Raw genomic sequence first — 25,532 nt, 5'->3', positions numbered from 1 at the left:
GGCACGGTGAGCGGTGCGGGCGCGCGACTGCTGAGGATGTTCGAGGGGCACCGGCTCACCCCCACCCAGCGGCGGATCGCCCACTGCATGGTGCGGCGCGCGGAGGACGCCCCCTTCCTGTCCAGCGTGGAGCTGGCGGAGCTGGCCGGGGTCAGCCAGCCGTCGGTGACCCGCTTCGCCGTGGCACTGGGCTTCGACGGCTATCCGGCGCTGCGCAGGCATCTGCGCGAGGCCCTGCCCGTGCCCTCGGCGGACGGTGCTCCCGGGGCCGGAGCGCAGGGGGCGGACGGCGGCGGCGCGGCGGGCAACGCGTACCAGCAGGCCGTGCACGCCGAGATCGAGCACCTGCGGCAGCTCGCGGCCCTCCTGGCCGACCCCGCCCCCGTGGCCGAGGCCGGGCGGCTGCTGGCCGCCTCCCGGCCGCTGCCCGTCCTGGGACTGCGGGCCGCCGCCGCGCAGGCCCGCGGCTTCGCGTACTTCGCCGCCAAGGTGCATCCGGACGTACGGCTGCTGGACGAGGGCGGCTCGATGCTGGACGACCGCCTCGACGCCGCGGTACGGGCCGGGGCGAGCGCGCTGCTGTGCTTCGCGCTGCCGCGCCATCCGCGCGAGACGGTGGCGGCGCTGGAGCACGCCCGGGAGGCCGGGCTGCGGATCGTCACCGTCGCCGACAGCGTCTTCGCGCCCGTCGCCCGCCCCGGCGACCTGCTGCTGCCCGCAGCCGTCGGGACCACGCTCTCCTTCGACACCGCCTGCTCGCCCATGATGCTGGGCCGGGTGCTGCTGGAGGCGATGTGCGACGAACTGCCCGAGGCGCAGGCCCGGCTGGAGGAGTTCGACGCACGTGCCGCCCGTCGGGGCCTGTTCGCCGAGTGACCGGGCCGGCCGGCCGGGTCCGGCCGGGGCGGCCGATCGGGTGCCGGGGGATCGCGCCGGAAGCCGGAGGGGATCCGCCGTTCTCTCAGGCGAATCTCATCATCCCTCAGTACGCTTTCGCACCGGGCGAGCCGTCACGCGGTGACGCGGTGGCGGCACACAGCCGAACGGAGAACGTCACCGAAGGGAACGAGGAGGGCTGCCATGGGACGGGGAGCGTACGCGCTGGCGAGGGTCGCGGTGTACACGCGGGTCGCGGGCACCGCGCTGTGGTGGACCGGCCTCGCGGCCGCGGGCGTCGGCCTGGCGGTGCCGGGGCTGACCGGGCGGCGCGTCGGGATCCTGGGCGGGGCCGCGCTCTTCATCCTGGCGGCCGCCGCGGCCTTCCTGGCGCGCCGCCGCCGCTGCACCGGGCTGATCAAGGCGTCGACCGCGGCGGGCAAGTGGGTGGTGCTCCACGACCGGGCGGTGACCGTGCGCGCCTGGCTGCGCAGGCGCCGCTGGTGGCTGGCCGCGGCCTTCCTGGCCGCCGCGGCATCGTCCCTGGCCGCCCCGGCCGCCGGCGGCCTGCTGCTGGCCGGGGCCGGCGCGGGCCTGTGGGCCAAGGCGGTGTGGCTGGGCCGCTGGGAGCGGCGCAACGAGAAGCTGCTGTGGGTGCGCCCGGAGTGGGCGGACGGGCGCAGCCCGTCCCGCGGGGACGTGCGCGGCTGGATGACCACCGGCCCGCTGGCCGGGGACGCCGCGCCGGGCGGCGCCCGCCGCCGCTCCCCGGTGCCGGGCGCCGCCCGGGAGCGCCGCCCCCGGGCGCGGGTCACGGCCGCGGCGCGGTGAGCGCGTCGCGCTGAGCGCCGCCGGACGCGGCGACGAGGTCCTCCAGGGTCTGGGGCGGGCGCACGGTCGCGAAGCGCACGGCGTCGATGCCGATGCCGCCGTCGCCGTCCGCCCCGGCCCCGGGGGCGGAGGCGGTGTCCCCGGTGGTGAAGCCGTACACGCCCGGCCTGGGCAGGCTGTTGTAGTCGAACGGGGTGGAGAAGTAGTACGCCCCCGTGTCCAGCAGCGCCACCAGATCGCCGGAGGCCAGTTCCGGCAGTTCCCGGCCGCGGGCCACGAGGTCGCCGGCGAAGCAGCAGGGCCCGGCGATGTCCTGCACCACGGGCGCGCCCCGCCTGGGCCGGCCCAGCCCGTCGTAGGCGGCGACCCGCAGCGGCCAGGCCTCGGGCGCGAAGACCGTCCGCACGGCGACCTGGGCGCCCGCGTGGGTGACCGCTATCGGCCGGCCCCCGGAGCTCTTGGCGTACTCCACCCGGGCCAGTACCAGCCCGCACTTGGCCAGCACCGACCGCCCGAACTCGGTGACCAGCCCGTAGCGCCCGTCGAACAGGCCGGGGATGGTGTCGCGCAGCAGCCGGGCGTACTCGGCGAAGGTGGGGGAGACCTCCTCGGAGTCGAAGTTGACCGGGAGGCCGCCGCCGATGTCGAGGGTGTCGATCCGCCGTTCCCCGGCGGCCCGGTTGATCTCCTCGGCCAGCTCGTAGGTGGCGGCCACGCCCGCGGCCATCTTCTCCAGCGGCATGCCCTGGGAGCCGACGTGGCAGTGCAGCCGGGTGATCCAGGGGCGCTCCACGCAGGCGCGTACGACGAACTCGCGCGCTCCCTCGTCCTGGAGGGCGAACCCGAACTTCGAGGTGGCCGTCGCGGTGCTCATCGCGCCGATGCTGCCGCCGCCGAGCTGCGGGTTCACACGCAGGCCGACCGGCGAGGCGGACCGGCCTCCGGAGAGGGAGGGCAGGGCGCCGGGGGCCATCAGGGCGTCCAGGCGCTCCAGCTCCTGGCGGTTGTCCGCGTTGAGCGCGATGCCCAGCTCCAGGGCCTCGCGCAGTTCGCCGGTGGTCTTGGCGGGCGAGTCCAGGACGATGCCCTCCGGCCCGACCCCGGCGGCCCGGGCCAGGGCCAGCTCGCCGGGGCTGGCGACCTCGCAGCCCAGCCCGCAGTCGGCGAGCAGCCGCAGCACGGGGACCAGTGAGGAGGCCTTCACCGCGAAGGAGTGCAGCACGGGCTGGCCGGGGGCCGTCACCTCCTCGAAGGCGGCGTGCAGGGCGGCGGCGGTCTCCCGTACGGACGTCACGTCCAGCAGGGCCGCGACCGGGTGCTCGTCCGAGAGCAGCCCGCGGGCGACGGCGGCCCGTACGGCGGCGTCGCGGCGGGCGGCGGCCGCGGCGGCCCGCGGGCTCCCGCAGACCCCGGGGGCGGCGGAGGCGGCGGGGGAGTCCGGGGCCGTGGAGGACTCCGGCTGGACTGCGGCATGGTGCGTGTAGGCCATGCACACAAGACAAACACGGCCGGAGCAGACGGACGACACCACCCGTTGACTAGTTCTATTCAGTGAATAGAGTTGATGTAGTAACCAATTCAGATCCGGAGGCAGGGGACCATGGCAGACCTCTCAGGGCCCTCAGGGCCGCGAACCGTACGGGCCCCGCGCGGCCCCGGGCTGACCGCCCGGGGCTGGCAGCAGGAGGCCGCCCTGCGGATGCTGCGGAACAACCTCGACCCCGAGGTCGCCGAGCACCCCGAGAAGCTCGTCGTCTACGGCGGCACCGGCAAGGCTGCCCGCGACTGGCGCTCCTTCGACGCCATGGCCCGCACCCTCACCACCCTGGGGCCGGACGAGACGATGCTCGTCCAGTCCGGCCGCCCGGTCGGCGTGCTGACCACCCACGAGTGGGCGCCGCGCGTGCTGATCGCCAACTCCAACCTGGTGGGCGACTGGGCCAACTGGGAGGAGTTCCGCCGTCTGGAGGCGCTCGGGCTCACCATGTACGGCCAGATGACGGCCGGCTCGTGGATCTACATCGGCACCCAGGGCATCCTCCAGGGCACCTACGAGACCTTCGCCGCCGTCGCCGCCAAGCGCTTCGGCGGCTCGCTGGCCGGGACGATCACCCTCACCGCCGGGCTCGGCGGCATGGGCGGCGCCCAGCCGCTGGCGGTCACCATGAACGGCGGCGTGGTCATCTGCGTCGACTGCGACCCGCGCGCCATCGAGCGCCGCATCGAACACCGCTACCTCGACGTGCGCGCCGACTCCCTCGACCACGCCCTGCGCCTGGCCGGCGAGGCCCGCGACGCCCGGCGCCCGCTGTCGATCGGCGTGCTGGGCAACGCCGCCGAAGCCGTGCCGCGCCTGCTGGCCATGGGCGCGCCGGTCGACATCGTCACAGACCAGACATCCGCCCACGACCCGCTGGCCTACCTGCCGCTGGGCGTCGACTTCGCGGACATGGCCTCCTACGCGGCCGAGAAACCCGCCGACTTCACCGCGCGGGCGCGGGAGTCGATGGCCCGCCACGTGGAGGCGATGGTCGGCTTCCAGGACGCCGGCGCCGAGGTCTTCGACTACGGCAACTCCATCCGCGGCGAGGCGCAACTGGCCGGATACGAGCGGGCGTTCGCCTTCCCCGGCTTCGTGCCCGCCTACATCCGGCCGCTGTTCTGCGAGGGTAAGGGCCCCTTCCGCTGGGCCGCACTCTCGGGCGACCCGAAGGACATCGCGGCCACCGACCGCGCCGTGCTCGACCTCTTCCCCGAGAACGAGTCCCTGGCCCGCTGGATCCGGATGGCCGGGGAGCGGGTGCACTTCCAGGGCCTGCCCGCCCGCATCTGCTGGCTCGGCTACGGGGAGCGCGACCGGGCCGGGGAGCGCTTCAACGACATGGTGGCCTCCGGGGAGATCTCCGCCCCGCTGGCCATCGGCCGCGACCACCTGGACTGCGGCTCGGTGGCCTCGCCGTACCGCGAGACCGAGGCCATGCTCGACGGCTCCGACGCCATCGCCGACTGGCCGCTGCTCAACGCCATGGTCAACGTGGCCTCCGGGGCCTCCTGGGTCTCGGTCCACCACGGCGGCGGCGTCGGGATGGGCCGCTCGATCCACGCCGGACAGGTCACCGTCGCCGACGGCACGCCGCTGGCCGGGGAGAAGATCCGGCGGGTGCTCACCAACGACCCGGGCACGGGCGTCATCCGCCATGTGGACGCCGGGTACGAGCGCGCCGAGGAGGTCGCCGCCGAGCGCGGGGTGCGCGTCCCGATGCGCGAGGACGGCACGGACGACGGCGGCACGGGCGGTGGCGGCGGCACGGGGGGTGCCGCGGACGACGGCGGATCCGGGAGCGCCTCGTGAGGCCGGGAGCCTCCTTCCACGAGATGTGGCGGGAACTGCTGCCCGTCGGACGGTCGGCGGCCACCGGCGGCTACCGGCGCCACGCCTGGACCGGGGCGGACGCCGAGTGCCGGGCGTGGTTCCGCGAGCAGGCCGAGGCGCGCGGGCTGGCGTACGAGACGGACCGCAACGGCAACCAGTGGGCCTGGCTGGACGGCTCCGGCGGGGACGCCGGGGACGCCGGGGACGCCGTGGTGACCGGCTCGCACCTGGACTCCGTGCCCGACGGCGGCGCCTTCGACGGGCCGCTGGGCGTGGTGTCGGCCTTCGCCGCCCTCGACGAGCTGCACGGCAGGGGAGTGCGCCCGGCCCGGCCGCTGGCCGTGGTCAACTTCGCCGACGAGGAGGGCGCCCGCTTCGGTCTCGCCTGCGTCGGCTCCCGGCTGGCCGCCGGGCAGCTCACCGCCGAGCAGGCCCGGGAGCTGCGCGACGACGACGGGGTCTCGCTGCCGCGCGCCATGGAACGCGCCGGGCACGACCCCGACGCGATCGGGCCCGACCCCGAACGGCTCGCCCGCATCGGCGCGTTCGTCGAGCTCCACATCGAGCAGGGCCGCGACCTCGCCGTGCGGGACGCGTCCGCCGGCGCTCCCGCCGGCGGGAGCGCGGTGGGCGTCGCCTCCGCGATCTGGCCGCACGGCCGCTGGCGGTTCGACTTCCACGGTGAGGCCAACCACGCCGGGACCACCCGCCTGGAGGACCGCCGCGACCCGATGCTCACCTACGCCAACACCGTCCTGGCCGCCCGGAAGAAGGCCCGGCTGGCCGGGGCGCTGGCCACCTTCGGCAAGGTCGCCGTCGAACCGAACGGCGTCAACGCCATCGCCTCCCTGGTGCGCGGCTGGCTCGACTCCCGCGCCCCCGACGAGGGGACCCTGGCCGCCGTCGTCGCCGAGATCGAGCGCTCGGCCGCCGAGCGCGGCGCGCGCGACGGTGTGCGGGTGGACGTCACCCGGGAGTCCGCCACGCCCGTGGTGGAGTTCGCCCACGGGCTGCGCGACCGCATCGCGGCCCGGCTCGGCGGCGCACCCGTGCTGCCCACCGGCGCGGGGCACGACGCGGGCATCCTCTCCGCCGAGATCCCCACCGCCATGCTCTTCGTGCGCAACCCCACCGGCGTCTCGCACTCGCCCGCCGAGTCGGCCGAGGAGGACGACTGCGTCGCCGGGGTGCGGGCGCTGGCCGATGTGCTGGAGGACCTGGCGTGCCCCTGACCCCCGACTCCCCGGCCCCCGGCTCCCCGGCCCCCGGCACACCGCGCCCCGAGGCCGTGTACTGGGCCGAGCACGCCTGGATCGGCGGCACCGTCGAACCCGGCACGGTGATCGAGACGGCCGGCGGCCGGATCACCGCCGTACGCACCGGGGTGCCCGCCCCGCCGCCCGGCGCCGAGCCGCTGCGCGGCCTGACCGTCCCCGGCCTGGCCAACGCGCACTCCCACGCCTTCCACCGCGCCCTGCGCGGCATCGCGCAGATCGGCTCGGGCACGTTCTGGACATGGCGGCAGGTGATGTACTCAGTCGCCGACCGCCTCACCCCCGAGAGCTACTTCGCCCTGGCCCGCGCCGTCTACGCCGAGATGGCACTGGCCGGCATCACGGCCGTCGGCGAGTTCCACTATCTGCACCACGCCCCCGGCGGCACCCCCTACGAGGACCCCAACGCCATGGGGCACGCCCTGATGGCCGCGGCCGCCGAGGCCGGCGTCCGCATCACCCTCCTCGACACCTGCTACCTGGCCTCCGGCCTCCTGTCCGCCCACCGCGGCGGCGCCCTGGACCGCCACCAGCTCCGCTTCGGCGACGGCAGCGCCGCCGCCTGGGCCGAGCGGGCCGCCGCCCTGCGCCCGCAGGGCGCCCACGCCCGCGTGGGCGCCGCGATCCACTCGGTGCGCGCCGTGCCCGCCGCCGAACTGGCCGCCGTCGCCGACTGGGCCCGGGAGCGGGAGGCGCCCCTGCACGTCCACCTCTCGGAGCAGCCCGCCGAGAACGACGCCTGCCTGGCCGTCCACGGCCGCACCCCCACCCGGCTGCTGGCCGACCACGGCGTGCTCGGCCCCCGTACCACCGCCGTCCACGCCACCCACCTCACCGACGCCGACATCGCCCTCCTGGGCGAATCCGGCACAGGTGTGTGCATGTGCCCCACCACCGAACGGGATCTCGCCGACGGCATCGGCCCGGCCGCCGCGCTGATGCGGGCGGGCTCGCCGCTGTGCCTGGGCAGCGACAGCCACGCCGTGATCGACCTGCTGGAGGAGGCCCGCGCCATGGAACTGGACGAGCGCCTGCGCACCCGTGCCCGCGGCCACTGGACGGCGTCGCAACTGCTGCGCTCCGCGACGGAGTTCGGCCAGGCGGCGATCGGCTGGCCGGAGGCGGGACGGCTGGAGGCCGGCCGGCTCGCCGACTTCGCCACCGTCGCCCTGGACACCGTGCGCACCGCCGGGCCGCCGCCCCGGCTGGGGGCGGAGACGGCCGTGTTCGCCGCCACCGCGGCCGATGTGCGCCACACGGTCGTCGGCGGTCGCCATGTGGTGCGCGAGGGGGTACACCGGAGCGTGCCGGACGTCCCCGCGGCCCTGACGGAAGCCATCCAGCAAGGAGCAGCCCGCTGATGAGCACCCCGAGCACCCCCGCCGACACCCCGGCCGGCACCACCCTCGTCACCAACATCGCCACCCTGGTCACCAACGACCACCACTCCTCCGAGGCCGCCCAGGACACCCCCCTGGGCCTGATCCGGGACGCGGCCGTCGTCATCGAGGGCGACCGCATCGCCTGGGTCGGTACGGAAAGTGAAGCACCCGACACCGACAGTCGCGTCGACGCGGGCGGCCGGGCGATGATCCCCGGCTTCGTCGACTCCCACTCCCATCTGGTCTTCGGCGGCGACCGCACCGAGGAGTTCGGCGCGCGCATGTCCGGCCGTCCCTACTCCGCCGGCGGGATCCGCACCACCGTCGAGGCCACCCGGAAGGCCACCGACGAGCAGCTCGCCGCGAACCTTGCCCGCCACGTGCGCGAGGCGCTGCGGCAGGGCACCACCACCCTGGAGACCAAGTCCGGCTACGGCCTCACCGCGAGGGACGAGGCCCGCGCCCTGCGCATCGCCGACGACCACGTGGACGAGGTCACCTACCTCGGCGCCCATGTGGTGCCCCCGGAGTACGCCGACGACCCGGACGGCTACGTGGACCTCGTCACCGGCCCGATGCTGGCCGCCTGCGCCCGCTGGGCCCGCTGGGTGGACGTCTTCTGCGAGCGGGGCGCCTTCGACGGAGACCAGGCCCGCGCCGTCCTCACCGCCGGAATCGCCCACGGCCTGGTACCGCGCGTCCACGCGGGCCAGCTCGGGCCCGGCCCCGGCGTGCGGCTCGCCGTGGAGCTGGACGCGGCCTCCGCCGACCACTGCACCCACCTCACCGACGCCGACGTGGACGCGCTGGCGAACAGCCGCACCGTCGCCACGCTGCTGCCCGGCTGCGAGTTCTCCACCCGCTCGCCCTACCCCGACGCCCGCCGCCTGCTGGACGCGGGCGTCACCGTCGCGCTGTCCACCGACTGCAACCCGGGCTCGTCGTACACCAGCTCCATGCCCTTCTGCGTCGCGGTCGCGGTCCGCGAGATGGGCATGACGCCCGACGAGGCGCTCTGGTCCGCCACCGCGGGCGGCGCCGCGGCCCTGCGCCGTATCGACATCGGCCGGATCACCCCCGGCGCCCGTGCCGATCTGGTGCTCCTGGACGCGCCCTCGCACGTCCACCTGGCCTACCGGCCCGGCGTGCCGCTGACCGCGGCGGTCTGGCAGCGCGGTACGCGCGTGCTGTGAGCGGGCGGCCCGCACCGCCGTACGACCCCCCCCTCGAGCCGGGGCCGCCGTCATGCCGACGGGCCCGTACGGGGTGTGATCCCCGTACGGGCCCGAAGAGGTCCCTCGAAGACTCCTCGAAGGTCAAGGGCGGGTCAAAAAACCGGAAGAGTGATTTCCGTAGGCCATAGGAGTGATGGAACGGGGCACTCGTCCGGTCGGGCGGCTGCGGGTCACTCCTCGACCAGCAGCCCCTTGCGGAGCTTGCCCAGCGTCCGCGAGAGCAGCCGGGAGACGTGCATCTGGGAGATGCCCAGCTCCTCGCCGATCTCGGACTGGGTCATGTTCGCCACGAAGCGGAGGGAGAGGATTCTGCGGTCACGCGGCGAGAGCTCGGCGATCAGCGGCTTGAGGGACTCCACGTACTCGATCCCCTCCAGGCCGTGGTCCTCGTAGCCGATGCGGTCGGCGAGCGCGCCCTCGGTCTCGTCCTCGTCGGGCTGGGCGTCGAGGGAGCTGGCGGTGTACGCGTTGCTCGCGGCCATGCCCTCGACCACCTCCTCCCGGCTCAGGCCCAGGCGGTCGGCCAGTTCGCCGACGGTCGGGGAGCGGTCGAGCTGCTGGGCCAGCTCGTCCCCGGCCTTGGCCAGGTCCAGGCGGAGTTCCTGGAGGCGCCTGGGGACGCGCACCGACCAGGAGGTGTCGCGGAAGAAGCGCTTGATCTCGCCCACGATCGTCGGCATCGCGAAGGTCGGGAACTCGACCCCGCGGCCGATCTCGAACCGGTCGATCGCCTTGATCAGGCCGATGGTGCCGACCTGGACGATGTCCTCCATGGGCTCGCTGCGGGAACGGAACCGGGCGGCGGCGAACTTCACCAGCGCGAGGTTCAGCTCGACCAGGGTGTTGCGGACGTACGAGTACTCGTGCGTGCCCTCCCGCAGCGTCTCCAGACGCTCGAAGAGGGTCTTGGACAGGGCTCGCGCGTCCAGCGGCCCCACCTCGTCGTACGGCGGGACCTCGGGCAGACCGAGCAGGTCGGACAGGTTCTCCGTCTGCTCCGGGCCGACCTCCGGGAACCCGCTTCCGGGCCCTTCGGGCCGGAGGGCCGACGAGGTGACGGGCGATCCGTCGAGCCGGGGTGACATGGTGCCTCCATCGTGTTCGGCATATGGCTGCCGAAGCCGTTCCTGCAGTACGGGGTGCGGCGCCTCCGAGCCGACGTGTTTTAGTGGTCCCTCCTACGCCTACCTGCTCCCGAGGGAGGATGGCAAGTGCTGGATGCCCGAATATGCACCGATGTGCTGGTTGCGCGGCTACCGGTTGCGGCTGTAAGGGCGTAGGGTTCGAACGTCCATCTCCGGACGGCAGTGATCGGTTACTGGGAATGTTGAAGGGGTGTACATGGACCGCGGGGTACCCGGCAGCACCAGCCACCGGGGTCGACTGACGGTCGACGTACAGCGCCACGGCGCGAGCCTGGTGGTGACGCCTGACGGTGAGCTCGACCACCACACCGCCGATCTGCTGCGAGAACCGCTGGAGCGCTCGCTGGAGGACGGGGACAGGCTGCTCGTCGTGGACTGCTCGAAGCTGGAGTTCTGCGACTCCACCGGGCTCAACGTCCTTCTGGGCGCCAGGCTCAAGGCCGATGCGGCCGGGGGCGGGATCCACCTGGCCGGAATGCGGCCGGTCGTCGCCAGGGTGTTCGAGATCACAGGTGCCGACGGCGTCTTCACCCTGCACGAGAGCCTGGCCGACGCGCTGAAGGAGACCGCGCAGCCCTGACTGCGCGGTCCTGACGGTGTGGTCCCGGCGGCGCGGCTCCGGCCGCACGGACGCGGGGCCCGTGCGAACCACCGGTGTTCCGGCCCGTGACCAGAGTGTTACGTCCGAGCACGATTCCGTCCCGACAGACGGGTGTTCTCCTGCCCGCGCAGGGCAGGAGACTTCCTGGAATCCCTCCGAAACAGTTGTTCGCAGACCAGGCGAAGACCGATGTACTGGTCAACCGGTGAGGTGAAGCACTGATGAGCACCACCCGGCCGCAACCGGCGGGCGACCGCGGCCCGGAGCCGGAGGGCACAGCCGCGACCGCAGCCGCACCGGTCGGTCAGGTGCGCGAGATGCGCCAGGTACGGAGGCTGCGGCTGATGGGGGCGAGTGGTGCGGTCCCCCGGGCACGTGACTTCACCCGTCAGGCGCTTCACGACTGGGGTTGGCTGCCCGCGGCCGGCCCCGAGGAGCGTGCTGCCGCCGAGGACGCCCTGCTCGTGGTCTCCGAGCTGGTGACGAACGCCTGCCTGCACGCCGACGGGCCCGAGGAGGTGCGCATAGGCCGTGGCCCCAAACTCCTGAGGATCGAGGTGGCCGACCGCGGTGCCGGCCTCCCCTCTCCCCGTACCCCGCACCGCCCCGGGCGGCCCGGTGGACACGGCATGTTCATCGTCCAGCGGCTCTGCCTGGACTGGGGCGTGGTGCGCCACCCGGACGGCACGGCCGGGAAGACGGTCTGGGCCGAACTGGCCGGACCGGACGCGGACTGAGAGCCCGGCCCGCTCCGCCGCCCCGCTCCGCCGGAAGTACGATCCCCACCGCCGGGTCCCGCTCGGGACTCGGCGCACTCGTGTCCGGGCACGCCCGGCCGGGGCGCGGAGCACGGACGACCAGGGGTGGGGCACATGGAGGGGACGGCGGCCGCCGTACGCGGACGGGCCGGCCTGCCGGCCGCGGCGCTGGCCCTCGCGCTGGCGGTGACGGCCTGCGGCGGTGGTTCCCGGGAAGCCGGTGAGGCGAGACCCTCCCCCTCCTCCGCGGGGGAGGAGACGGGCGGGTCCGCCGCGCGGAAGGCCGCCGGGCGCGAGCGGCTGGAGGCCGCGGCCCTCGAGGCGGGCGGCACGGTGGCCTCCTACTCGGTCTCCCCGGTCACACAGGAGCCGTTTTGGGACCTCATGGAGTACCGCGCCGACCGCGCCGAGTGCCAGCCGCTGGTGAGCCTGGCCGCGGGGGCCGTCGACGACGATCCGGTGGCCGAGGTGCACCGGGAGGTGGAGCTCGACGACTTCGGCTTCGACCCCGACCGGGGTCCGACGGGCCGGGGCGTGGCGGTGCAGCTGCGCTCCTACGGACCGGGTGGAGCGGCCAGGGTGCTCTCGGCGCTGCGCAAGGCGGGCACCGAGTGCGCCGGAGGCTTCACGGAGGAGCGGGTACTGGCCGAGGCCTCCTGCCGGTCCGTCGAGCCGGTCGAGGCGCCCGGGGCGGGCGACGAGGCCGTGGCTTACCGGCTGCGGATCGAGGACGTGAAGGACGGGGGACCGGTCCTGACCGAGTACCTGACGGTGATCCGCTCGGGCTCGACCACGCTCTCCTTCCGGCTGGAGGCGCTCTCCCCCGGTGATCCGGGCCCGGTGCCGGGCGATCTGGTGCGGGCCCAGTGGGAGGCGTTCGAGAGGAGCGGCGCCGGGGCCTGAACCGCGCACGCACGGCCAGGCACCGCACACAGCGGGCGGGCCGACGGAGGCCCCGCGGGACCCCCAGGAGCCCGGGAGCGCTACGACACGCCGCCCATCAGGGCCCGGATCCGCTTCCCGGCCGTCATGAAGGCCAGGCCCGCGGCCACGGCGACCACGCCCCACATGGTGTAGTACGCCGCGTCACCCATCGGCTCGTTGAGCTGGGTCGCCCAGCCGTTGAGGGCGTTGCCGGTGGCGGTGGCCAGGAACCACAGGCCCATGATCTGGCCGACGAACTGCTTCGGGGCCAGCTTCGTCGACAGCGACAGGCCCACCGGGGACAGGCACAGCTCGCCGAGGGTCTGCAGCAGGTAGACGCTCAGCAGCCAGAAGACGGTGACCTTGCCGGTCTCGCTGTTCGCCGCGGCGGCGCCCGCCAGGCCCATCAGCCCGAAGGAGCCGCCGATGAGCAGCATCGCCAGGGCGAACTTCATCGGGGCGCTGGGCTCGCGGTCGCGCTTGGCCAGCCACACCCACATGGTCGCGAAGAGCGGCGCCAGGACGATGATCATGACCGGGTTGACCGACTGGAACCACGAGGCCGGGAACTCCCAGCCGCCGATCATGCGGTCGGTGTCGTTGTTCGCGAAGATCGTCAGCAGTGAGCCGGACTGGTCGTAGATCATCCAGAACAGCACGGCGGTGACGAAGAACCACACGAACGCCTTGACTCGCGGGCGGTCCTGCTCGGTCAGCTCCGGGTTCCGGTACATCGAGGCGAAGTACAGGACGGGGACGACGACGCCGAGGACGGCCAGGAAGTTGACGATGTGCTCGATGTCGTACGTGCCCAGCGCCAGGTCCGCCAGCAGCGCCGCGGCGGCCAGACCGGTCCACAGCGCCACCTTGCGCAGCACCGCGCGCTTCTCCTCCGGCGTGGCCGGAGTGCCGGGGTGGCGGCCCACGTCGCCGAGGTAGCGGCCGCCCAGGACGTACTGGATCACGGCCAGCGTCATGCCGACGCCGGCGACGGCGAAGCCCAGGTGCCAGTCGACGTTCTCGCCGAGGTAGCCGACCACCAGCGGCGCGAACATGGCGCCGATGTTGATCGACATGTAGAAGATCGTGAAGCCGGCGTCGCGGCGGGCACTGGACTGGCCCTCGTAGAGGCCGCCGACCATCGCGGAGATGTTGGGCTTGAGCAGGCCGGTGCCGACCGCGATCAGGCCGAGTCCGACGAAGAACGCCACATCGGACGGGATCGCCAGTGTGTAGTGGCCCAGCGCGATGACGATGCCGCCGACCAGGACGGCCTTGCGTGCGCCCCACAGCCGGTCGGCGACCCAGCCGCCGGGCATGGCCGCCATGTAGACGACGGCGTTGTAGACGCCGTAGATCGCCGCGGCGAGGGCCTCACGGCCCGCGAGGGGGCCTTCGAGCACACCCGCGATCAGGTAGAGGACGAGGATGGCGCGCATTCCGTACCAGGAGAAGCGCTCCCACATCTCCGTCATGAAGAGTGTGGCCAGACCGCGGGGGTGGCCGAAGAAGGTCTTGTCGGTGCTGCCGACGGAGTCCTTCGTCAGGCTGGACGCCATGGTGGTGGTTCCTTGCTCGGTCGGGACGCGCGCGATGTGGTGCGCACGCGCCCGGGTGGGTGGCCGGCCCGGCCCCGCGCCCCCGTCCGCGCGTGCCTGTCACCGGCCGGCAGTTCCTGCGGCGCCGCCGCGCGTCCGGACCCCGCGGGTCACGGACGGACCGGCTTTCCGGGACGGCCTCCTCCGCGTACGGGGTGTGTACGGGGGGTCCTCGGTGGCGGGCCCCGGCGCATCACCGCGCCAAGGGTCACCGGATTCCGGACGGCGCCTCGGCCAGAGTACGACACCGCCTCCCGCGCGACCGGCCCGCGACGGGCGGCGAGAGGCGCATGTCACACGCCCTCCCGGGAACCGGGACGGGCGCCGCACGGGTTCCCGGCGACTCCCCGGACCCGCCGGGGCGAGGTCTACCATCAGGCCATGACCCGAGTACTGCTCGCCGAGGATGACGCCTCCATCTCGGAGCCGCTGGCCCGAGCCCTGCGCCGCGAAGGGTACGAGGTCGAGGTGCGCGAGGACGGCCCCGGCGCACTCGACGCCGGCCGGCACGGCGACATCGACCTGGTCGTGCTCGACCTCGGCCTGCCCGGCATGGACGGACTGGAGGTCTGCCGCCGGCTGCGCAACGAGGGGCACACCTTCCCCGTCCTGGTGCTGACCGCGCGCGCCGACGAGGTGGACACCGTCGTCGGCCTGGACGCGGGCGCCGACGACTACGTCACCAAGCCGTTCCGGCTGGCCGAGCTGCTCGCCCGGGTGCGGGCCCTGCTGCGGCGGGGCGCCGTCGAGCCCGTGCAGCCCGCGGCCACCCACGGGGTGCGCATCGACGTCGAGTCGCACCGGGCGTGGATGGGGGACGAGGAGCTTCAGCTCACGGCGAAGGAGTTCGACCTGCTGCGGGTGCTGGTGCGCGACGCCGGCCGCGTCGTCACCCGCGACCAGTTGATGCGCGAGGTGTGGGACACCACCTGGTGGTCGTCCACGAAGACCCTCGACATGCACATCTCCTGGCTGCGCAAGAAGCTCGGCGACGACGCGGCCAACCCCCGCTACATCGCCACGGTCCGCGGCGTCGGCTTCCGCTTCGAGAAGGACTGAGGGCGGCCGGGTCCCGCACGGGCCCGCCCGGACGGACCCCGCCGAAGACACCGCAGAGACAGAAGACACCGAAGAGACCGAAGGCACCGCGGAGACACCGCAAGGACCGCGGCGACACCACGAAGGGCCGGCGCCGCCATGCGCAGACGTCTGATCAACTCCACGCTGGCCGTGGTCCTCGTCGTGATCGCGGTCTTCGGGGTCTCCCTGGTGATCGTCGAGACCCGCACCATCGAGGAGAGCGCCCGTGAGAGCGTCCGCTCCGACGCCGCACGGCTGGTCTCGGTCGTCGAGAGCCGCCTGGTCGCGGAGGAGAGCGTGACCGCGGCCTCCATGCGCTCCCAGGTCCCCCACGACCGCCACGTCCGCATCGAGCTGCCCGGGCAGCCGCCCATCGAGCTGGGAGAGCGCCCGGGCGAGGGCGCCATCGAGGGACGCGCCACCGAGCCGGGCGGTGTCACCGTCACCGTCCGGCAGGACGACGACCGGGTCCGCGAGGAGGTGGGCCGCACCCTGCTGATCATCCTGGCGGTGGCGCTGCTGGCGGTGATAGCGGCGGTGCTCCTGGCGGTGCAGCAGGCCCGCCGTGTCGCGGCACCCCTGACCGATCTGGCCGAGACCGCCGAGCGCCTCGGCTCCGGCGATCCCCGCCCCCGCCACCGGCGCTACGGCGTGCCCGAGCTGGACCGGGTGGCGGACGTGCTGGACGCCAGCGCCGAGCGGATCGCCCGGATGCTCACCGCCGAGCGGCGGCTGGCCGCGGACGCCTCCCACCAGCTGCGCACCCCCCTGACCGCGCTGTCCATGCGGCTGGAGGAGATCGTCGCGGCGGCCGACGCCATCGAGACCGCCGGCACCACGGACGCCACGGGCGCCACCGGTACCCGAAGCACCGCCTGCACCACCGGCACCGACCGGGCGGCCGCCTCCACCATCCGGGAGGAGGCGCTGGTCGGCCTCGCCCAGGTGGAGCGGCTGACGGACGTGGTGCAGCGGCTGCTGACCAACTCGCGCGACCCCCGCTCGGGCTCCGCGGTGGGCTTCGACCTGGACGAGGTGGTCAAGCAGCAGATCGAGGAGTGGCGCCCGGCGTACCGCAAGGCGGGCCGGGCCGTCGTCCGCTCCGGCCGCCAGGGCCTGCGGGCGGTGGGCACCCCGGGGGCGGTGGCCCAGGTGCTGGCCACGCTCATCGAGAACGCCCTGATGCACGGTGGCGGAGCGGTGGCCCTGCGTACCCGGATCGCCGGGAACCAGGTGGTGGTCGAGGTGACGGACGAGGGGCCGGGGGTCGACCCGGAGCTGGGGGCGAGGGTGTTCGAGCGCACGGTCAGCGGGCGCAACTCCACGGGTCTGGGGCTGGCCGTCGCCCGCGACCTGGCGGAGGCCGACGGAGGGCGCCTGGAGCTACTTCAGCAGCACCCGCCGGTCTTCGCGCTCTTCCTCAGCCGTGAGGCCGACGAGCCGCCGGCGGGGGATTGACGCGGTGCGCCCCTCGCGGCCGCCGGGGATCCGCCGCTCCCCGCGGAAGACCCAGGTGCGGTACGCCCAGAAGCGGAAGACCGTGGCGACGCCGAGCCCGACGACGTTCTTGGCGATGTTGTCGGCCAGCGGCGAGGTCAGGTCCAGCCCGTAGTGCGAGACGGCCAGCGCGCCGTTCTCGATCACCAGGCCGATGCCGCTGAACAGCGTGAACAGGCCGGCCTCGCGGTGCATCCGGCTCTTGTCGGTGTGCCGGTAGGTCCAGTAGCGGTTGCCCAGGTAGTTGGTCCCGATGGCGACCGCGGTCGCTATCACCCCCGAGCGCACCGGTGCCAGGCCCAGGCCGTGGATGCAGAGGTTGAAGACGGCCACGTTGACGAGGAAGCCGAAGGCCCCCACCGTGCCGAACTTCGCCAGCTCGCGCCGTAGCCGCAGCAGCCTGGAGCGCAGTGCGCGCCGTTCACCCATAGTGATCCACTCGCCCCGTTCTCTCGGCTCTCGCGCGGCCCCGCGGGACCCGCCGTCGCGTCCCGGTCCGCCATGCTAGTCACGGCCCCGTACCGCGCCGGGTACCCGCTGTCCGGCCGATAGGCTACGGACGTGACATTTCCTGTGATCGGCATGGTCGGCGGTGGGCAGCTCGCGCGGATGACGCACGAGGCGGGCATCCCCCTCGGCATCAGGTTCAAGCTGCTCAGTGACACCCCGCAGGACTCCGCGGCCCAGGTGGTCCGCGACGTGGTCGTCGGCGACTACCGCGATCTGGACACCCTGCGCGAATTCGCCCGCGGCTGCGACGTGATCACGTTCGACCACGAGCATGTGCCCACCGGGCATCTGCGCGCCCTGGAGGCGGAGGGCATCCCGGTGCGCCCCGGGCCCGACGCGCTGGTGCACGCGCAGGACAAGGGCGTGATGCGGGCGCGGCTGAGCGAGATCGGCATCCCCTGCCCCCGGCACCGGATCGTCGCGGACCCGGCCGACGTCGCGCGGTTCGCGCGTGAGGGAGCCCCGGGGGAAGGGGCCGGGCGGGAGGAGGGCTGGCCGGTCGTCCTCAAGACCGTCCGCGGCGGCTACGACGGCAAGGGCGTGTGGGTGGTGTCCTCCGAGGCCGAGGCCGCCGAGCCGTTCCGGGCGGGCGTGCCGGTGCTGGCCGAGGAGAGGGTGGACTACGCCCGCGAGCTGGCGGCCAACGTGGTGCGCTCCCCGCACGGCCAGGCCGTGGCCTACCCGGTGGTGGAGTCGATCCAGGTGGACGGCGTGTGCGACACGGTGATCGCCCCGGCCCCCGGCCTGTCGCCGGAGCTGTCCGCCCACGCCCAGGAGATGGCGCTGACGATCGCGCGGGAGCTGGGCGTGATCGGGCACCTGGCGGTGGAGCTGTTCGAGACCCGCGACGGCCGCGTCCTGGTCAACGAACTGGCCATGCGCCCCCACAACAGCGGCCACTGGACCCAGGACGGCGCGGTCACCTCCCAGTTCGCCAACCACCTGCGGGCCGTGCTCGACCTGCCGCTGGGCGACCCGCGCCCCCGCGCGCCGTGGACGGTGATGGCCAACGTGCTCGGCGGTGACTACCCCGACATGTACCAGGGCTACCCGCACTGCATGGCCCGCGACCCGCGGCTGAAGATCCACATGTACGGCAAGGACGTGAAGCCCGGCCGCAAGGTCGGCCACGTCAACACCTACGGCGACGACCTGGCGGACGTACGCGAGCGCGCCGCCCACGCCGCCGCCTATCTGCGAGGGACCATCACCGAATGAGCAACGCCCCCAGCCCCGCCCCCGCCCCCCTCGTGGGGATCGTCATGGGATCCGACTCGGACTGGCCCGTCATGGAGGCCGCGGCCGAGGCCCTGGACGAGTTCGAGGTCCCCTACGAGGTCGACGTCGTCTCCGCCCACCGCATGCCGCACGAGATGATCGCCTACGGCGACGAGGCGGCCGGACGCGGGCTGAAGGCGGTCATCGCGGGCGCCGGGGGAGCGGCCCACCTTCCGGGCATGCTCGCCTCCGTCACCCCGCTGCCGGTGATCGGCGTCCCCGTGCCGCTGCGGCACCTGGACGGCATGGACTCCCTGCTGTCCATCGTCCAGATGCCCGCCGGGGTCCCGGTCGCCACGGTCTCGGTCGGCGGCGCGCGCAACGCGGGCCTGCTGGCGGTCCGCCTCCTGGCGGCCCACGACGGGGAGCTGCGCGAGCGCATGGAGCGGTTCCAGGCGGAGCTGAAGGACCAGGCGCGGGAGAAGGGCCGGCGGCTGCGGAGCAAGGTCGCCGCGGGTGGCGCCGGGTTCGGCTTCGGGGGCAGGTGAGATGGGTCACTCCGCCGAGCTGCTGGCCCGGGCCAGGGCGCTGCTGGAGGCCCACCCCGTCGCCGACGGCCACAACGACCTGCCCTGGGCGCTGCGCGAGCAGGTGGCCTACGACCTCGACCGGCGCGACATCGCCGGCGACCAGTCGGCCCATCTGCACACCGACATCCCGCGGCTGCGCGCGGGCGGGGTGGGCGCGCAGTTCTGGTCGGTCTACGTGCGCACCGACCTGACGGGCGACGCCGCCGTCAGCGCCTGCCTGGAGCAGATCGACGTGGTGCGGCGGCTGGCCGACCGCCACCCGGCCGACCTCAGGCTCGCCCTCACCGCCGACGACATGGAGGCGGCCCGCGCCGAGGGCCGCATCGCCTCCCTGATGGGCGCCGAGGGCGGCCACTCCATCAACAACTCCCTGGCCACACTGCGCGCCCTGTACCGGCTGGGCGTGCGCTACATGACGCTCACCCACAACGACACCATCGACTGGGCGGACTCGGCCACCGACGCACCCCGCCACGACGGCCTGACCCGCTTCGGCGAGGAGGTCGTGCGGGAGATGAACCGGCTGGGGATGCTGGTCGACCTCTCCCATGTGGCGCCCGCCACCATGCGCGACGCCCTGCGCGTGACGACGGCGCCGGTGGTCTTCTCGCACTCCTCGGCCCGCGCGGTGTGCGACCACCCGCGCAACATCCCCGACGACGTGCTGGAGCGGCTTCCGGTCAACGGCGGTGTGGCGATGGCCACATTCGTGCCGAAGTTCGTGCTGCCCGCCGCCGTCGCCTGGACCGAGGCCGCCGACGAGAACATGCGCGCCCACGGCCTCCACCCCCTGGACGGAACCGAGAGGGGCCTGGCGGTCCAGCGCGCCTACGAGGAGGCCAACCCGCGCCCGGTCGCCACGGCGGCGACGGTCGCCGACCACCTGGACCACATGCGCGAGGTCGCGGGCATCGACCACATCGGCATCGGCGGCGACTTCGACGGCACGGCCTTCACCCCGTCCGATCTGAGCGATGTGTCCGGATACCCGCATCTGGTGGCCGAGTTGCTGGACCGCCGCTGGTCCGAGGCCGACCTCGCCAAGCTCACCTGGAAGAACGCGGTGCGCGTGCTGCGCGACGCGGAGGCGGTCGCCCGTCACGAGCGGACCAGGCGCGGCCCGTCCATCGCCACCATCGGACAGCTCGACGGGTAGCTCCCCGGCCCCTTCGTGATTCAACTCACGAGCCGGCCCTCCCCGGTGCGTCGCTCTGCGTGCCGGAGGAGGGCCTTTCGCGTTATCCGTCCTGGCAGTGGAGGAAAGTGACGCCGCGTCAGGGATGGATCCCGCCACTCTTCGAGAGGTGAACACAGCGGACGGTGATGATCGGATGATCGTCAAAGCCTTCGAAACGGGCGTCCTGTGATTCATCGGCTTGTATCGGCGGAAACGATGTGTCTACCGTTCTGGCCGTGCCGTACGAATGTGCGGCGGCCCGCTGTCGAACGCCGAATCCTGTCAACGGCGGCGGGCTGGACCATCCACACCACCCGATGGCAGGAGCGGGGGACCCAAGGTAAGTCGCCGTCCCGGGCCGCGAGGCCCGTACGGGACGGCTTGGGGTGAAGCCATGCCGCGGCACGCACCGCGGCGCACATGGCCGGGCAACTCCAGCCCGAACCCGACAGCTCACCTCGCAGGCGTAGGAGAAGGAGCACACCTATGTCCGCACGCGGACGTCACCGTCGTATGCGCAACAGCCGCCTCACCCGTCTGTCGCTGGCCATCTCCGTGGGCGGCGCCGGCATGGCCCTTCCCCTGGTGACCGCCGGCGGGGCCAGCGCCGCCTCCGTCGACACCTGGGACAAGGTCGCCCAGTGCGAGAGCACGGGCAACTGGTCCATCAACACCGGCAACGGCTTCTACGGCGGCCTGCAGTTCACCCAGAGCACCTGGGCCGCCTTCGGCGGCACCGAGTACGCGCCGCGTGCCGACCTCGCCACCAAGGACCAGCAGATCGCCGTCGCCGAGAAGGTGCTGGCGGGGCAGGGCCCGGGCGCCTGGCCCGTGTGCTCGGTCAAGGCCGGCCTGACCAAGGGCGGTCCCGCCCCGGCCGTCTCCCCCGACGGCCGGAGCAACCCGACCGAGCAGAAGGAGCAGGCCCCGGCCGCCGCTCCGAAGGCCGAGGCCAAGCCTGAGGCCAAGCCCGAGAGCAAGCCCGAGGCCGAGCCGAAGCAGGAGAAGAGCGAGGCCGCGCCGCAGCGCGCGGACCGCGGTGAGCGCGCCCACGGCCACAGCCACGACCACGGCACCGGCGAGGGCACCTCCTACGAGGTCGTCGGCGGCGACACCCTCTTCAAGATCGCCGACGCCCAGGGCGTCCAGGGCGGCTGGGAGCGCGTCTACGAGGACAACCGCCAGGTCATCGGCGACAACCCGAACCTGATCTTCCCGGGCCAGGAGCTCACCCTGGGCGGCGCCGCCGCCCAGCAGAAGGCCGCGGCCAAGCCCGAGGCCAAGCCGGCTCCGAAGCCCGAGAAGGCCGCTCCGAAGCCCGAGAAGACTGAGAAGGCCGAGGCCGTGCAGCAGTCGGCCGAGCGTGCCGACCGCAGCGACCGCGGTGCGGTCACCGGCTACACCGCCCCGGTGAACGCCGCCCCGTCCGGCTCCTACAAGGCCGCGGGCGCCCGCTGGTCCAACGGCCACACCGGTGAGGACTTCGCCGCCGCCTCCGGCACCCCGGTGAAGGCCGTCACCAACGGCACCGTGGTCTCCGCCGGCTGGGGCGGTGCCTACGGCAACCAGGTGGTCATCCGCCACGAGGACGGCCGGTACAGCCAGTACGGCCACCTGTCCTCGCTGTCGGTCAGCGCCGGCCAGTCGGTCAGCACCGGCCAGCAGATCGGCGCCGTCGGTTCCACCGGCAACAGCACCGGCCCGCACCTGCACTTCGAGATCCGTACCGCCCCCGGTTACGGCTCGGACATCAACCCGCTGGCCTACCTGCGCGCCAACGGCGTCAGCATCTGAGGGTCCTGACCCTCACCGACCCGGTCCACCCGGGTCCGGCCTCCTGACCGGACCCGGGCCCGGAGCCGGTCGGAAGGCGGGCGGGGCAGGGGTGTTCACACACCCCCGCCCCGCCCGCCTCTTCTTTTCCCGCCTCCGCCCGCGCGCCCGGTTCACCGGCGCGCCCCGCCCCCGCACGCTCCCACGGGCGGCCGGCTCACTCGACGCAGAGGCAGAAGGGGTGCCCGGCCGGGTCGCGGTAGACGCGGAAGTCGCGCTCGCCCCCGTCACCCTGGAGGAGTTCGGCCCCCAGTTCCAGCGCCTCCCGCTCGGCCGCGTCCAACTCCTCGCGAGGCACGTAGAAATCGAGGTGGAACTGCTGCGACCGCTCGGCGCTCGGCCACTGCGGCGGCACATGGCCGCGCGCCTCCTGGAAGGCGAGCCTCCGGCCCTCCAACGCGCCCGAGTCGAACGTCACCTCCACCCACCTGCCCTCGCCCTCGGTCTTCCCGCCCAGCAGCCGTGCGTAGAAGTCGGCGAGCTTCCCCGGCTCGGGGCAGTCCAGTACGAGAACGTCCCGCAGCGTGGTGATGGCCATGGTGCCCTTCCCTCCTGTGTCGTGGATCACTGCCTCTGCTACCCGGCCTGCCGCCTGTTGACGACCTGATCCGGGAACGCGCACCGCGGTGGCCGACGGAACCGGCCACGCCTGGAGGCGCGCGAGGCGCACGACCGCCGCTGGGCGGGCGTACTACGACAGGAGCCCGGCGGGCCTTGGTGCGCCGGCGCACCAAGGCCCGCCGCGGCGGCCGGGCGAAGACGCGGACGTACCGCGCGCGGCGTCGTTCCGCGGCCGAGCCGCCCCGCGAGGGCCCGGCAGGCCCGCCGGCGTAAGCCCGCGGGCGGGGAGCGGCCCTACGCCGTCGGTCGGCCCAGCGCGCGGAAGGACCAGCCCGCCTTGCGCCACAGGGCCGGATCGAGGGTGTTGCGGCCGTCCAGGATGCGCTTGTGCGCCACGGACTGCCCCAGCGCCTCCGGGTCGAGCTCCCGGAACTCGCGCCACTCCGTCAGATGCAGCACCACGTCCGCCCCGCGCACCGCTTCCGGCGCGCTGCCGGCGTAGCCGAGGGTGGGGAAGACCCGCCGGGCGTTCTCCATCCCCTTGGGGTCGTAGACCGTCACCTGCCCGCCCTGCAGATGGATCTGGCCGGCGACGTTCAGCGCCGGCGAGTCCCGCACGTCGTCGGAGTCCGGCTTGAAGGTCGCGCCCAGCACCGCCACGCGCTGCCCCAGGAACGCGCCGCCCACCGTCTCGCGGGCCAGCTCCACCATGTGGGAGCGGCGGCGCATGTTGATCGAGTCCACCTCGCGCAGGAACGTCAGCGCCTGGTCCGCGCCCAGCTCGCCCGCCCGCGCCATGAACGCGCGGATGTCCTTGGGCAGGCAGCCGCCGCCGAAGCCGATCCCGGCGCGCAGGAACTTACCCCCGATCCGGTCGTCGTACCCGATGGCCTCCGCCAGCTTCACCACGTCGCCGCCGGCCGCCTCGCAGACCTCGGCCATGGCGTTGATGAACGAGATCTTGGTCGCCAGGAAGGAGTTCGCGGCGGTCTTCACCAGTTCCGCCGTCGGGAAGTCGGCGACGACGAACGGCGAGCCCTCGGCCACCGGCCTGGCGTACACCTCGCGCAGCAGTTCCTCCGCGCGCGCCGAGCGCACCCCCACCACGATGCGGTCCGGGCGCAGGGTGTCCTCCACGGCGAAGCCCTCGCGCAGGAACTCCGGGTTCCACGCCAGCTCCGCCGCGTCGCCGGCCGGGGCCAGCTCGGCCAGCCGCCGTGCCAGCCGGTCCGCGCTGCCCACCGGCACCGTGGACTTGCCCACCACCAGGGCGGGCCGCGTCAGATGCGGGGCCAGGGAGTCCACCGCGCCGTCCACATAGGACATGTCGCACGCGTACTCGCCCTGCTTCTGGGGGGTGTTCACACAGACGAAGTGGACGTCCCCGAACGCGCCCACCTCCTCCCAGGAGGTGGTGAAGCGCAGCCGCCCGGTCGAGCCCTCCACCCCGGCGACATGGCGGCGCAGCAGCTCCTCCAGCCCGGGCTCGTAGAACGGCACCCGCCCGGAGGAGAGGGTCTCGATCTTCTCCGGCACCACGTCCAGACCCAGCACCTCGAAGCCCAGCTCGGCCATGGCGGCGGCGTGCGTCGCGCCGAGGTAGCCGGTGCCGATCACGGTGATCCTGAGGGCCATGGACTGCTCCTGGTGTACGGGCGAAATGCTGCCCGCGAGCATATCCGGCCGCCACCGGGGCGGGCGGGGGGAGTGCGGGAGCCGGAGCGGCCCGGTGCGCGGGGGGCCGGTGCGGGGCGGTGTCGGCAAACTCATGTATCCGCGGCGACGGTGGGCCACTAGAATTGTGTTACTTAACGGTAGTTAGCAGCAGCGCACCCAGGGAGTGAGACACCGTGGCGGGATCGACCGACTTCGACCTCTACCGTCCGTCGGAGGAGCACGACATGCTCCGGGAATCGGTGCGCTCGCTCGCCGAGGCGAAGATCGCGCCCTTCGCGGCCGAGGTGGACGAGCAGGGCCGCTTCCCGCAGGAGGCCCTGGACTCGCTGGTCGCCAACGACCTGCACGCCGTCCACGTACCCGAGTCCTACGGCGGCGCGGGCGCCGACGCGCTCGCGACCGTCATCGTGATCGAGGAGGTCGCCCGCGTCTGCGCCTCGTCCTCCCTGATCCCGGCCGTCAACAAGCTCGGCTCCCTCCCGGTGATCCTGTCCGGCTCCGAGGAGCTCAAGAGCAAGTACCTCGCCCCGCTGGCCAAGGGCGACGCGATGTTCTCCTACTGCCTCTCCGAGCCGGAGGCCGGCTCGGACGCCGCGGGCATGAAGACCCGCGCCGTGCGCGACGGCGACTTCTGGGTTCTCAACGGCGTCAAGCGCTGGATCACCAACGCCGGCGTCAGCGAGTACTACACCGTGATGGCCGTCACCGACCCCGCCAAGCGCTCCAAGGGCATCTCGGCCTTCGTGGTGGAGAAGGGCGACGAGGGCGTCTCCTTCGGCGCCCCGGAGAAGAAGCTCGGCATCAAGGGCTCCCCGACCCGCGAGGTCTACTTCGACAACGTCCGCATCCCCGCCGACCGCATGATCGGCGAGGAGGGCACCGGCTTCGCCACCGCGATGAAGACCCTGGACCACACCCGCATCACCATCGCGGCCCAGGCCCTCGGCATCGCCCAGGGCGCGCTGGACTACGCCAAGGGCTACGTCGCCGAGCGCAAGCAGTTCGGCAAGCCGATCGGCGACTTCCAGGGCGTGCAGTTCATGCTCGCCGACATGGCGATGAAGCTGGAGGCCGCCCGCCAGCTCACCTACGCCGCCGCCGCCCGCTCCGAGCGCGTCAGTCTCGGCGCCGACGGCAAGGCCGAGGACCTGACCTTCTACGGCGCGGCCGCCAAGTGCTACGCCTCCGACGCCGCCATGGAGATCACCACGGACGCCGTCCAGCTGCTGGGCGGCTACGGCTACACCCGCGACTACCCGGTCGAGCGCATGATGCGCGACGCCAAGATCACCCAGATCTACGAGGGCACCAACCAGGTCCAGCGGATCGTCATGGCCCGCAACCTGCCGTAAGGCGCCCTGCCCTGGGCGGCGCGCCCGGGAACGCGTGTGT

The 25,532-nt window shown here is 73.6% G+C and carries 22 protein-coding genes and 1 riboswitch; of the genes, 16 read left to right on the top strand and 6 right to left on the bottom strand.

From position 1 onward, the window contains the following. The first annotated feature begins 6 nt into the window (after positions 1–6). A complete protein-coding gene (locus ACW69E_RS13065) occupies positions 7–876 on the top strand; it encodes a MurR/RpiR family transcriptional regulator (protein WP_457498373.1) in 870 nt (289 codons plus the stop codon). 204 nt (positions 877–1,080) lie between these two features. Next, positions 1,081–1,707: a hypothetical protein gene (locus ACW69E_RS13060; protein ID WP_457498372.1), complete on the top strand. Its 627-nt coding sequence runs from the start codon at positions 1,081–1,083 to the stop codon at positions 1,705–1,707. Here ACW69E_RS13060 and ACW69E_RS13055 read toward each other — a convergent pair. After that, complete coding sequence (locus ACW69E_RS13055; RefSeq protein ID WP_457498371.1) at positions 1,688–3,196, bottom strand: diaminopimelate decarboxylase; 1,509 nt, start codon at positions 3,194–3,196, stop codon at positions 1,688–1,690. The genes ACW69E_RS13060 and ACW69E_RS13055 overlap by 20 nt on opposite strands. 111 nt (positions 3,197–3,307) lie before the next feature. Between ACW69E_RS13055 and hutU the strand changes: the two genes are divergently transcribed. From hutU to hutI, 4 genes are read left to right on the top strand one after another with little or no spacing between them, the layout of a single operon-like run. After that, positions 3,308–5,059: a urocanate hydratase gene (gene hutU, locus ACW69E_RS13050; RefSeq protein ID WP_457498370.1), complete on the top strand. Its 1,752-nt coding sequence runs from the start codon at positions 3,308–3,310 to the stop codon at positions 5,057–5,059. Positions 5,060–5,082: 23 nt separating this feature from the next. After that, positions 5,083–6,312, top strand: a complete 1,230-nt coding sequence (locus ACW69E_RS13045; protein ID WP_457498465.1) for an allantoate amidohydrolase — start codon at positions 5,083–5,085, stop codon at positions 6,310–6,312. Beyond that, positions 6,303–7,715: a formimidoylglutamate deiminase gene (locus tag ACW69E_RS13040; protein ID WP_457498369.1), complete on the top strand. Its 1,413-nt coding sequence runs from the start codon at positions 6,303–6,305 to the stop codon at positions 7,713–7,715. Before ACW69E_RS13045 ends, ACW69E_RS13040 begins: the two co-directional genes overlap by 10 nt. After that, a complete protein-coding gene (gene hutI, locus ACW69E_RS13035) occupies positions 7,715–8,929 on the top strand; it encodes an imidazolonepropionase (protein ID WP_457498368.1) in 1,215 nt (404 codons plus the stop codon). Before ACW69E_RS13040 ends, hutI begins: the two co-directional genes overlap by 1 nt. 212 nt (positions 8,930–9,141) lie before the next feature. Here hutI and ACW69E_RS13030 read toward each other — a convergent pair whose 3' ends face one another. Next, positions 9,142–10,056 (bottom strand): RNA polymerase sigma factor SigF, encoded by a 915-nt coding sequence (locus tag ACW69E_RS13030; RefSeq protein ID WP_457498367.1) that lies wholly within the window; start codon positions 10,054–10,056, stop codon positions 9,142–9,144. A gap of 256 nt (positions 10,057–10,312) precedes the next feature. Between ACW69E_RS13030 and ACW69E_RS13025 the strand changes: the two genes are divergently transcribed. The 3 genes from ACW69E_RS13025 (at position 10,313) to ACW69E_RS13015 (ending at position 12,378) form a co-directional block, all read left to right on the top strand. Next, entirely contained in the window at positions 10,313–10,696 is a 384-nt protein-coding gene (locus tag ACW69E_RS13025; RefSeq protein WP_457498366.1) for an STAS domain-containing protein, read from the top strand. Between the two features lie 242 nt (positions 10,697–10,938). After that, the gene (locus ACW69E_RS13020) at positions 10,939–11,454 is read left to right on the top strand and encodes an ATP-binding protein (protein ID WP_457498365.1); all 516 of its coding nucleotides are present in this window, start codon (positions 10,939–10,941) and stop codon (positions 11,452–11,454) included. Positions 11,455–11,589: 135 nt separating this feature from the next. Further along, positions 11,590–12,378: a hypothetical protein gene (locus ACW69E_RS13015; RefSeq protein ID WP_457498364.1), complete on the top strand. Its 789-nt coding sequence runs from the start codon at positions 11,590–11,592 to the stop codon at positions 12,376–12,378. An 80-nt stretch (positions 12,379–12,458) separates the two neighbouring features. On the opposite strand, the gene ACW69E_RS13010 is transcribed toward ACW69E_RS13015, so the two are convergent. After that, positions 12,459–13,958: a peptide MFS transporter gene (locus ACW69E_RS13010; protein ID WP_457498363.1), complete on the bottom strand. Its 1,500-nt coding sequence runs from the start codon at positions 13,956–13,958 to the stop codon at positions 12,459–12,461. Between the two features lie 420 nt (positions 13,959–14,378). Between ACW69E_RS13010 and ACW69E_RS13005 the strand changes: the two genes are divergently transcribed. Together ACW69E_RS13005 and ACW69E_RS13000 are read left to right on the top strand one after the other, a co-directional pair. Next, entirely contained in the window at positions 14,379–15,056 is a 678-nt protein-coding gene (locus tag ACW69E_RS13005; protein WP_457498362.1) for a response regulator transcription factor, read from the top strand. A gap of 138 nt (positions 15,057–15,194) precedes the next feature. Continuing rightward, positions 15,195–16,535, top strand: a complete 1,341-nt coding sequence (locus ACW69E_RS13000; protein WP_457498361.1) for an ATP-binding protein — start codon at positions 15,195–15,197, stop codon at positions 16,533–16,535. On the opposite strand, the gene ACW69E_RS12995 is transcribed toward ACW69E_RS13000, so the two are convergent. Continuing rightward, positions 16,461–17,003: a GtrA family protein gene (locus tag ACW69E_RS12995; protein WP_457498360.1), complete on the bottom strand. Its 543-nt coding sequence runs from the start codon at positions 17,001–17,003 to the stop codon at positions 16,461–16,463. The two genes, ACW69E_RS13000 and ACW69E_RS12995, sit on opposite strands and share 75 nt — an antisense overlap. A gap of 132 nt (positions 17,004–17,135) precedes the next feature. Here ACW69E_RS12995 and ACW69E_RS12990 point away from each other — a divergent pair, with 132 nt between their 5' ends. The 4 genes from ACW69E_RS12990 to ACW69E_RS12975 all read left to right on the top strand — a co-directional run bounded on the left by ACW69E_RS12990 (position 17,136) and on the right by ACW69E_RS12975 (position 21,863). Next, complete coding sequence (locus tag ACW69E_RS12990) at positions 17,136–18,302, top strand: 5-(carboxyamino)imidazole ribonucleotide synthase (protein WP_457498359.1); 1,167 nt, start codon at positions 17,136–17,138, stop codon at positions 18,300–18,302. Beyond that, positions 18,299–18,850, top strand: a complete 552-nt coding sequence (purE, locus tag ACW69E_RS12985; protein ID WP_457498358.1) for a 5-(carboxyamino)imidazole ribonucleotide mutase — start codon at positions 18,299–18,301, stop codon at positions 18,848–18,850. Before ACW69E_RS12990 ends, purE begins: the two co-directional genes overlap by 4 nt. A gap of 1 nt (position 18,851) precedes the next feature. Further along, positions 18,852–20,048: a dipeptidase gene (locus tag ACW69E_RS12980; RefSeq protein WP_457498357.1), complete on the top strand. Its 1,197-nt coding sequence runs from the start codon at positions 18,852–18,854 to the stop codon at positions 20,046–20,048. 284 nt (positions 20,049–20,332) lie between these two features. Next, a riboswitch (cyclic di-AMP (ydaO/yuaA leader) is annotated at positions 20,333–20,551 on the top strand. A 4-nt stretch (positions 20,552–20,555) separates the two neighbouring features. Next, positions 20,556–21,863 (top strand): transglycosylase family protein, encoded by a 1,308-nt coding sequence (locus ACW69E_RS12975; RefSeq protein WP_457498356.1) that lies wholly within the window; start codon positions 20,556–20,558, stop codon positions 21,861–21,863. Between the two features lie 196 nt (positions 21,864–22,059). Here ACW69E_RS12975 and ACW69E_RS12970 read toward each other — a convergent pair whose 3' ends face one another. Together ACW69E_RS12970 and ACW69E_RS12965 are read right to left on the bottom strand one after the other, a co-directional pair. Continuing rightward, complete coding sequence (locus ACW69E_RS12970; protein WP_457498355.1) at positions 22,060–22,440, bottom strand: VOC family protein; 381 nt, start codon at positions 22,438–22,440, stop codon at positions 22,060–22,062. A gap of 317 nt (positions 22,441–22,757) precedes the next feature. After that, positions 22,758–24,098 carry a UDP-glucose dehydrogenase family protein gene (locus ACW69E_RS12965; RefSeq protein ID WP_457498354.1) on the bottom strand — a complete coding sequence of 447 codons (1,341 nt, stop codon included), beginning with the start codon at positions 24,096–24,098 and terminating at the stop codon, positions 22,758–22,760. Between the two features lie 215 nt (positions 24,099–24,313). On the opposite strand from ACW69E_RS12965, the gene ACW69E_RS12960 reads away from it, so the two are divergent. Continuing rightward, on the top strand, positions 24,314–25,492 hold the full coding sequence (locus ACW69E_RS12960; RefSeq protein ID WP_457498353.1) for an acyl-CoA dehydrogenase: 1,179 nt from the start codon (positions 24,314–24,316) through the stop codon (positions 25,490–25,492). The last annotated feature ends 40 nt before the right edge of the window (positions 25,493–25,532 follow it).

The sequence above is a fragment of the Streptomyces sp. SS8 genome, assembly GCF_054072955.1.
This window is presented reverse-complemented; position numbering and strand designations above follow the sequence as displayed.

Coding starts and splice junctions, on each gene's coding strand:
- ACW69E_RS13060 (WP_457498372.1), top strand. CDS start 1,081: ATGGGACGGGGAGCGTACGCGCTGGCGAGGGTCGCGGTGTACACGCGG.
- ACW69E_RS13055 (WP_457498371.1), bottom strand. CDS start 3,196: ATGGCCTACACGCACCATGCCGCAGTCCAGCCGGAGTCCTCCACGGCC.
- hutU (WP_457498370.1), top strand. CDS start 3,308: ATGGCAGACCTCTCAGGGCCCTCAGGGCCGCGAACCGTACGGGCCCCG.
- ACW69E_RS13045 (WP_457498465.1), top strand. CDS start 5,083: ATGTGGCGGGAACTGCTGCCCGTCGGACGGTCGGCGGCCACCGGCGGC.
- hutI (WP_457498368.1), top strand. CDS start 7,715: ATGAGCACCCCGAGCACCCCCGCCGACACCCCGGCCGGCACCACCCTC.
- ACW69E_RS13030 (WP_457498367.1), bottom strand. CDS start 10,056: ATGTCACCCCGGCTCGACGGATCGCCCGTCACCTCGTCGGCCCTCCGG.
- ACW69E_RS13025 (WP_457498366.1), top strand. CDS start 10,313: ATGGACCGCGGGGTACCCGGCAGCACCAGCCACCGGGGTCGACTGACG.
- ACW69E_RS13020 (WP_457498365.1), top strand. CDS start 10,939: ATGAGCACCACCCGGCCGCAACCGGCGGGCGACCGCGGCCCGGAGCCG.
- ACW69E_RS13015 (WP_457498364.1), top strand. CDS start 11,590: ATGGAGGGGACGGCGGCCGCCGTACGCGGACGGGCCGGCCTGCCGGCC.
- ACW69E_RS13010 (WP_457498363.1), bottom strand. CDS start 13,958: ATGGCGTCCAGCCTGACGAAGGACTCCGTCGGCAGCACCGACAAGACC.
- ACW69E_RS13005 (WP_457498362.1), top strand. CDS start 14,379: ATGACCCGAGTACTGCTCGCCGAGGATGACGCCTCCATCTCGGAGCCG.
- ACW69E_RS13000 (WP_457498361.1), top strand. CDS start 15,195: ATGCGCAGACGTCTGATCAACTCCACGCTGGCCGTGGTCCTCGTCGTG.
- ACW69E_RS12995 (WP_457498360.1), bottom strand. CDS start 17,003: ATGGGTGAACGGCGCGCACTGCGCTCCAGGCTGCTGCGGCTACGGCGC.
- purE (WP_457498358.1), top strand. CDS start 18,299: ATGAGCAACGCCCCCAGCCCCGCCCCCGCCCCCCTCGTGGGGATCGTC.
- ACW69E_RS12980 (WP_457498357.1), top strand. CDS start 18,852: ATGGGTCACTCCGCCGAGCTGCTGGCCCGGGCCAGGGCGCTGCTGGAG.
- ACW69E_RS12975 (WP_457498356.1), top strand. CDS start 20,556: ATGTCCGCACGCGGACGTCACCGTCGTATGCGCAACAGCCGCCTCACC.
- ACW69E_RS12970 (WP_457498355.1), bottom strand. CDS start 22,440: ATGGCCATCACCACGCTGCGGGACGTTCTCGTACTGGACTGCCCCGAG.
- ACW69E_RS12965 (WP_457498354.1), bottom strand. CDS start 24,098: ATGGCCCTCAGGATCACCGTGATCGGCACCGGCTACCTCGGCGCGACG.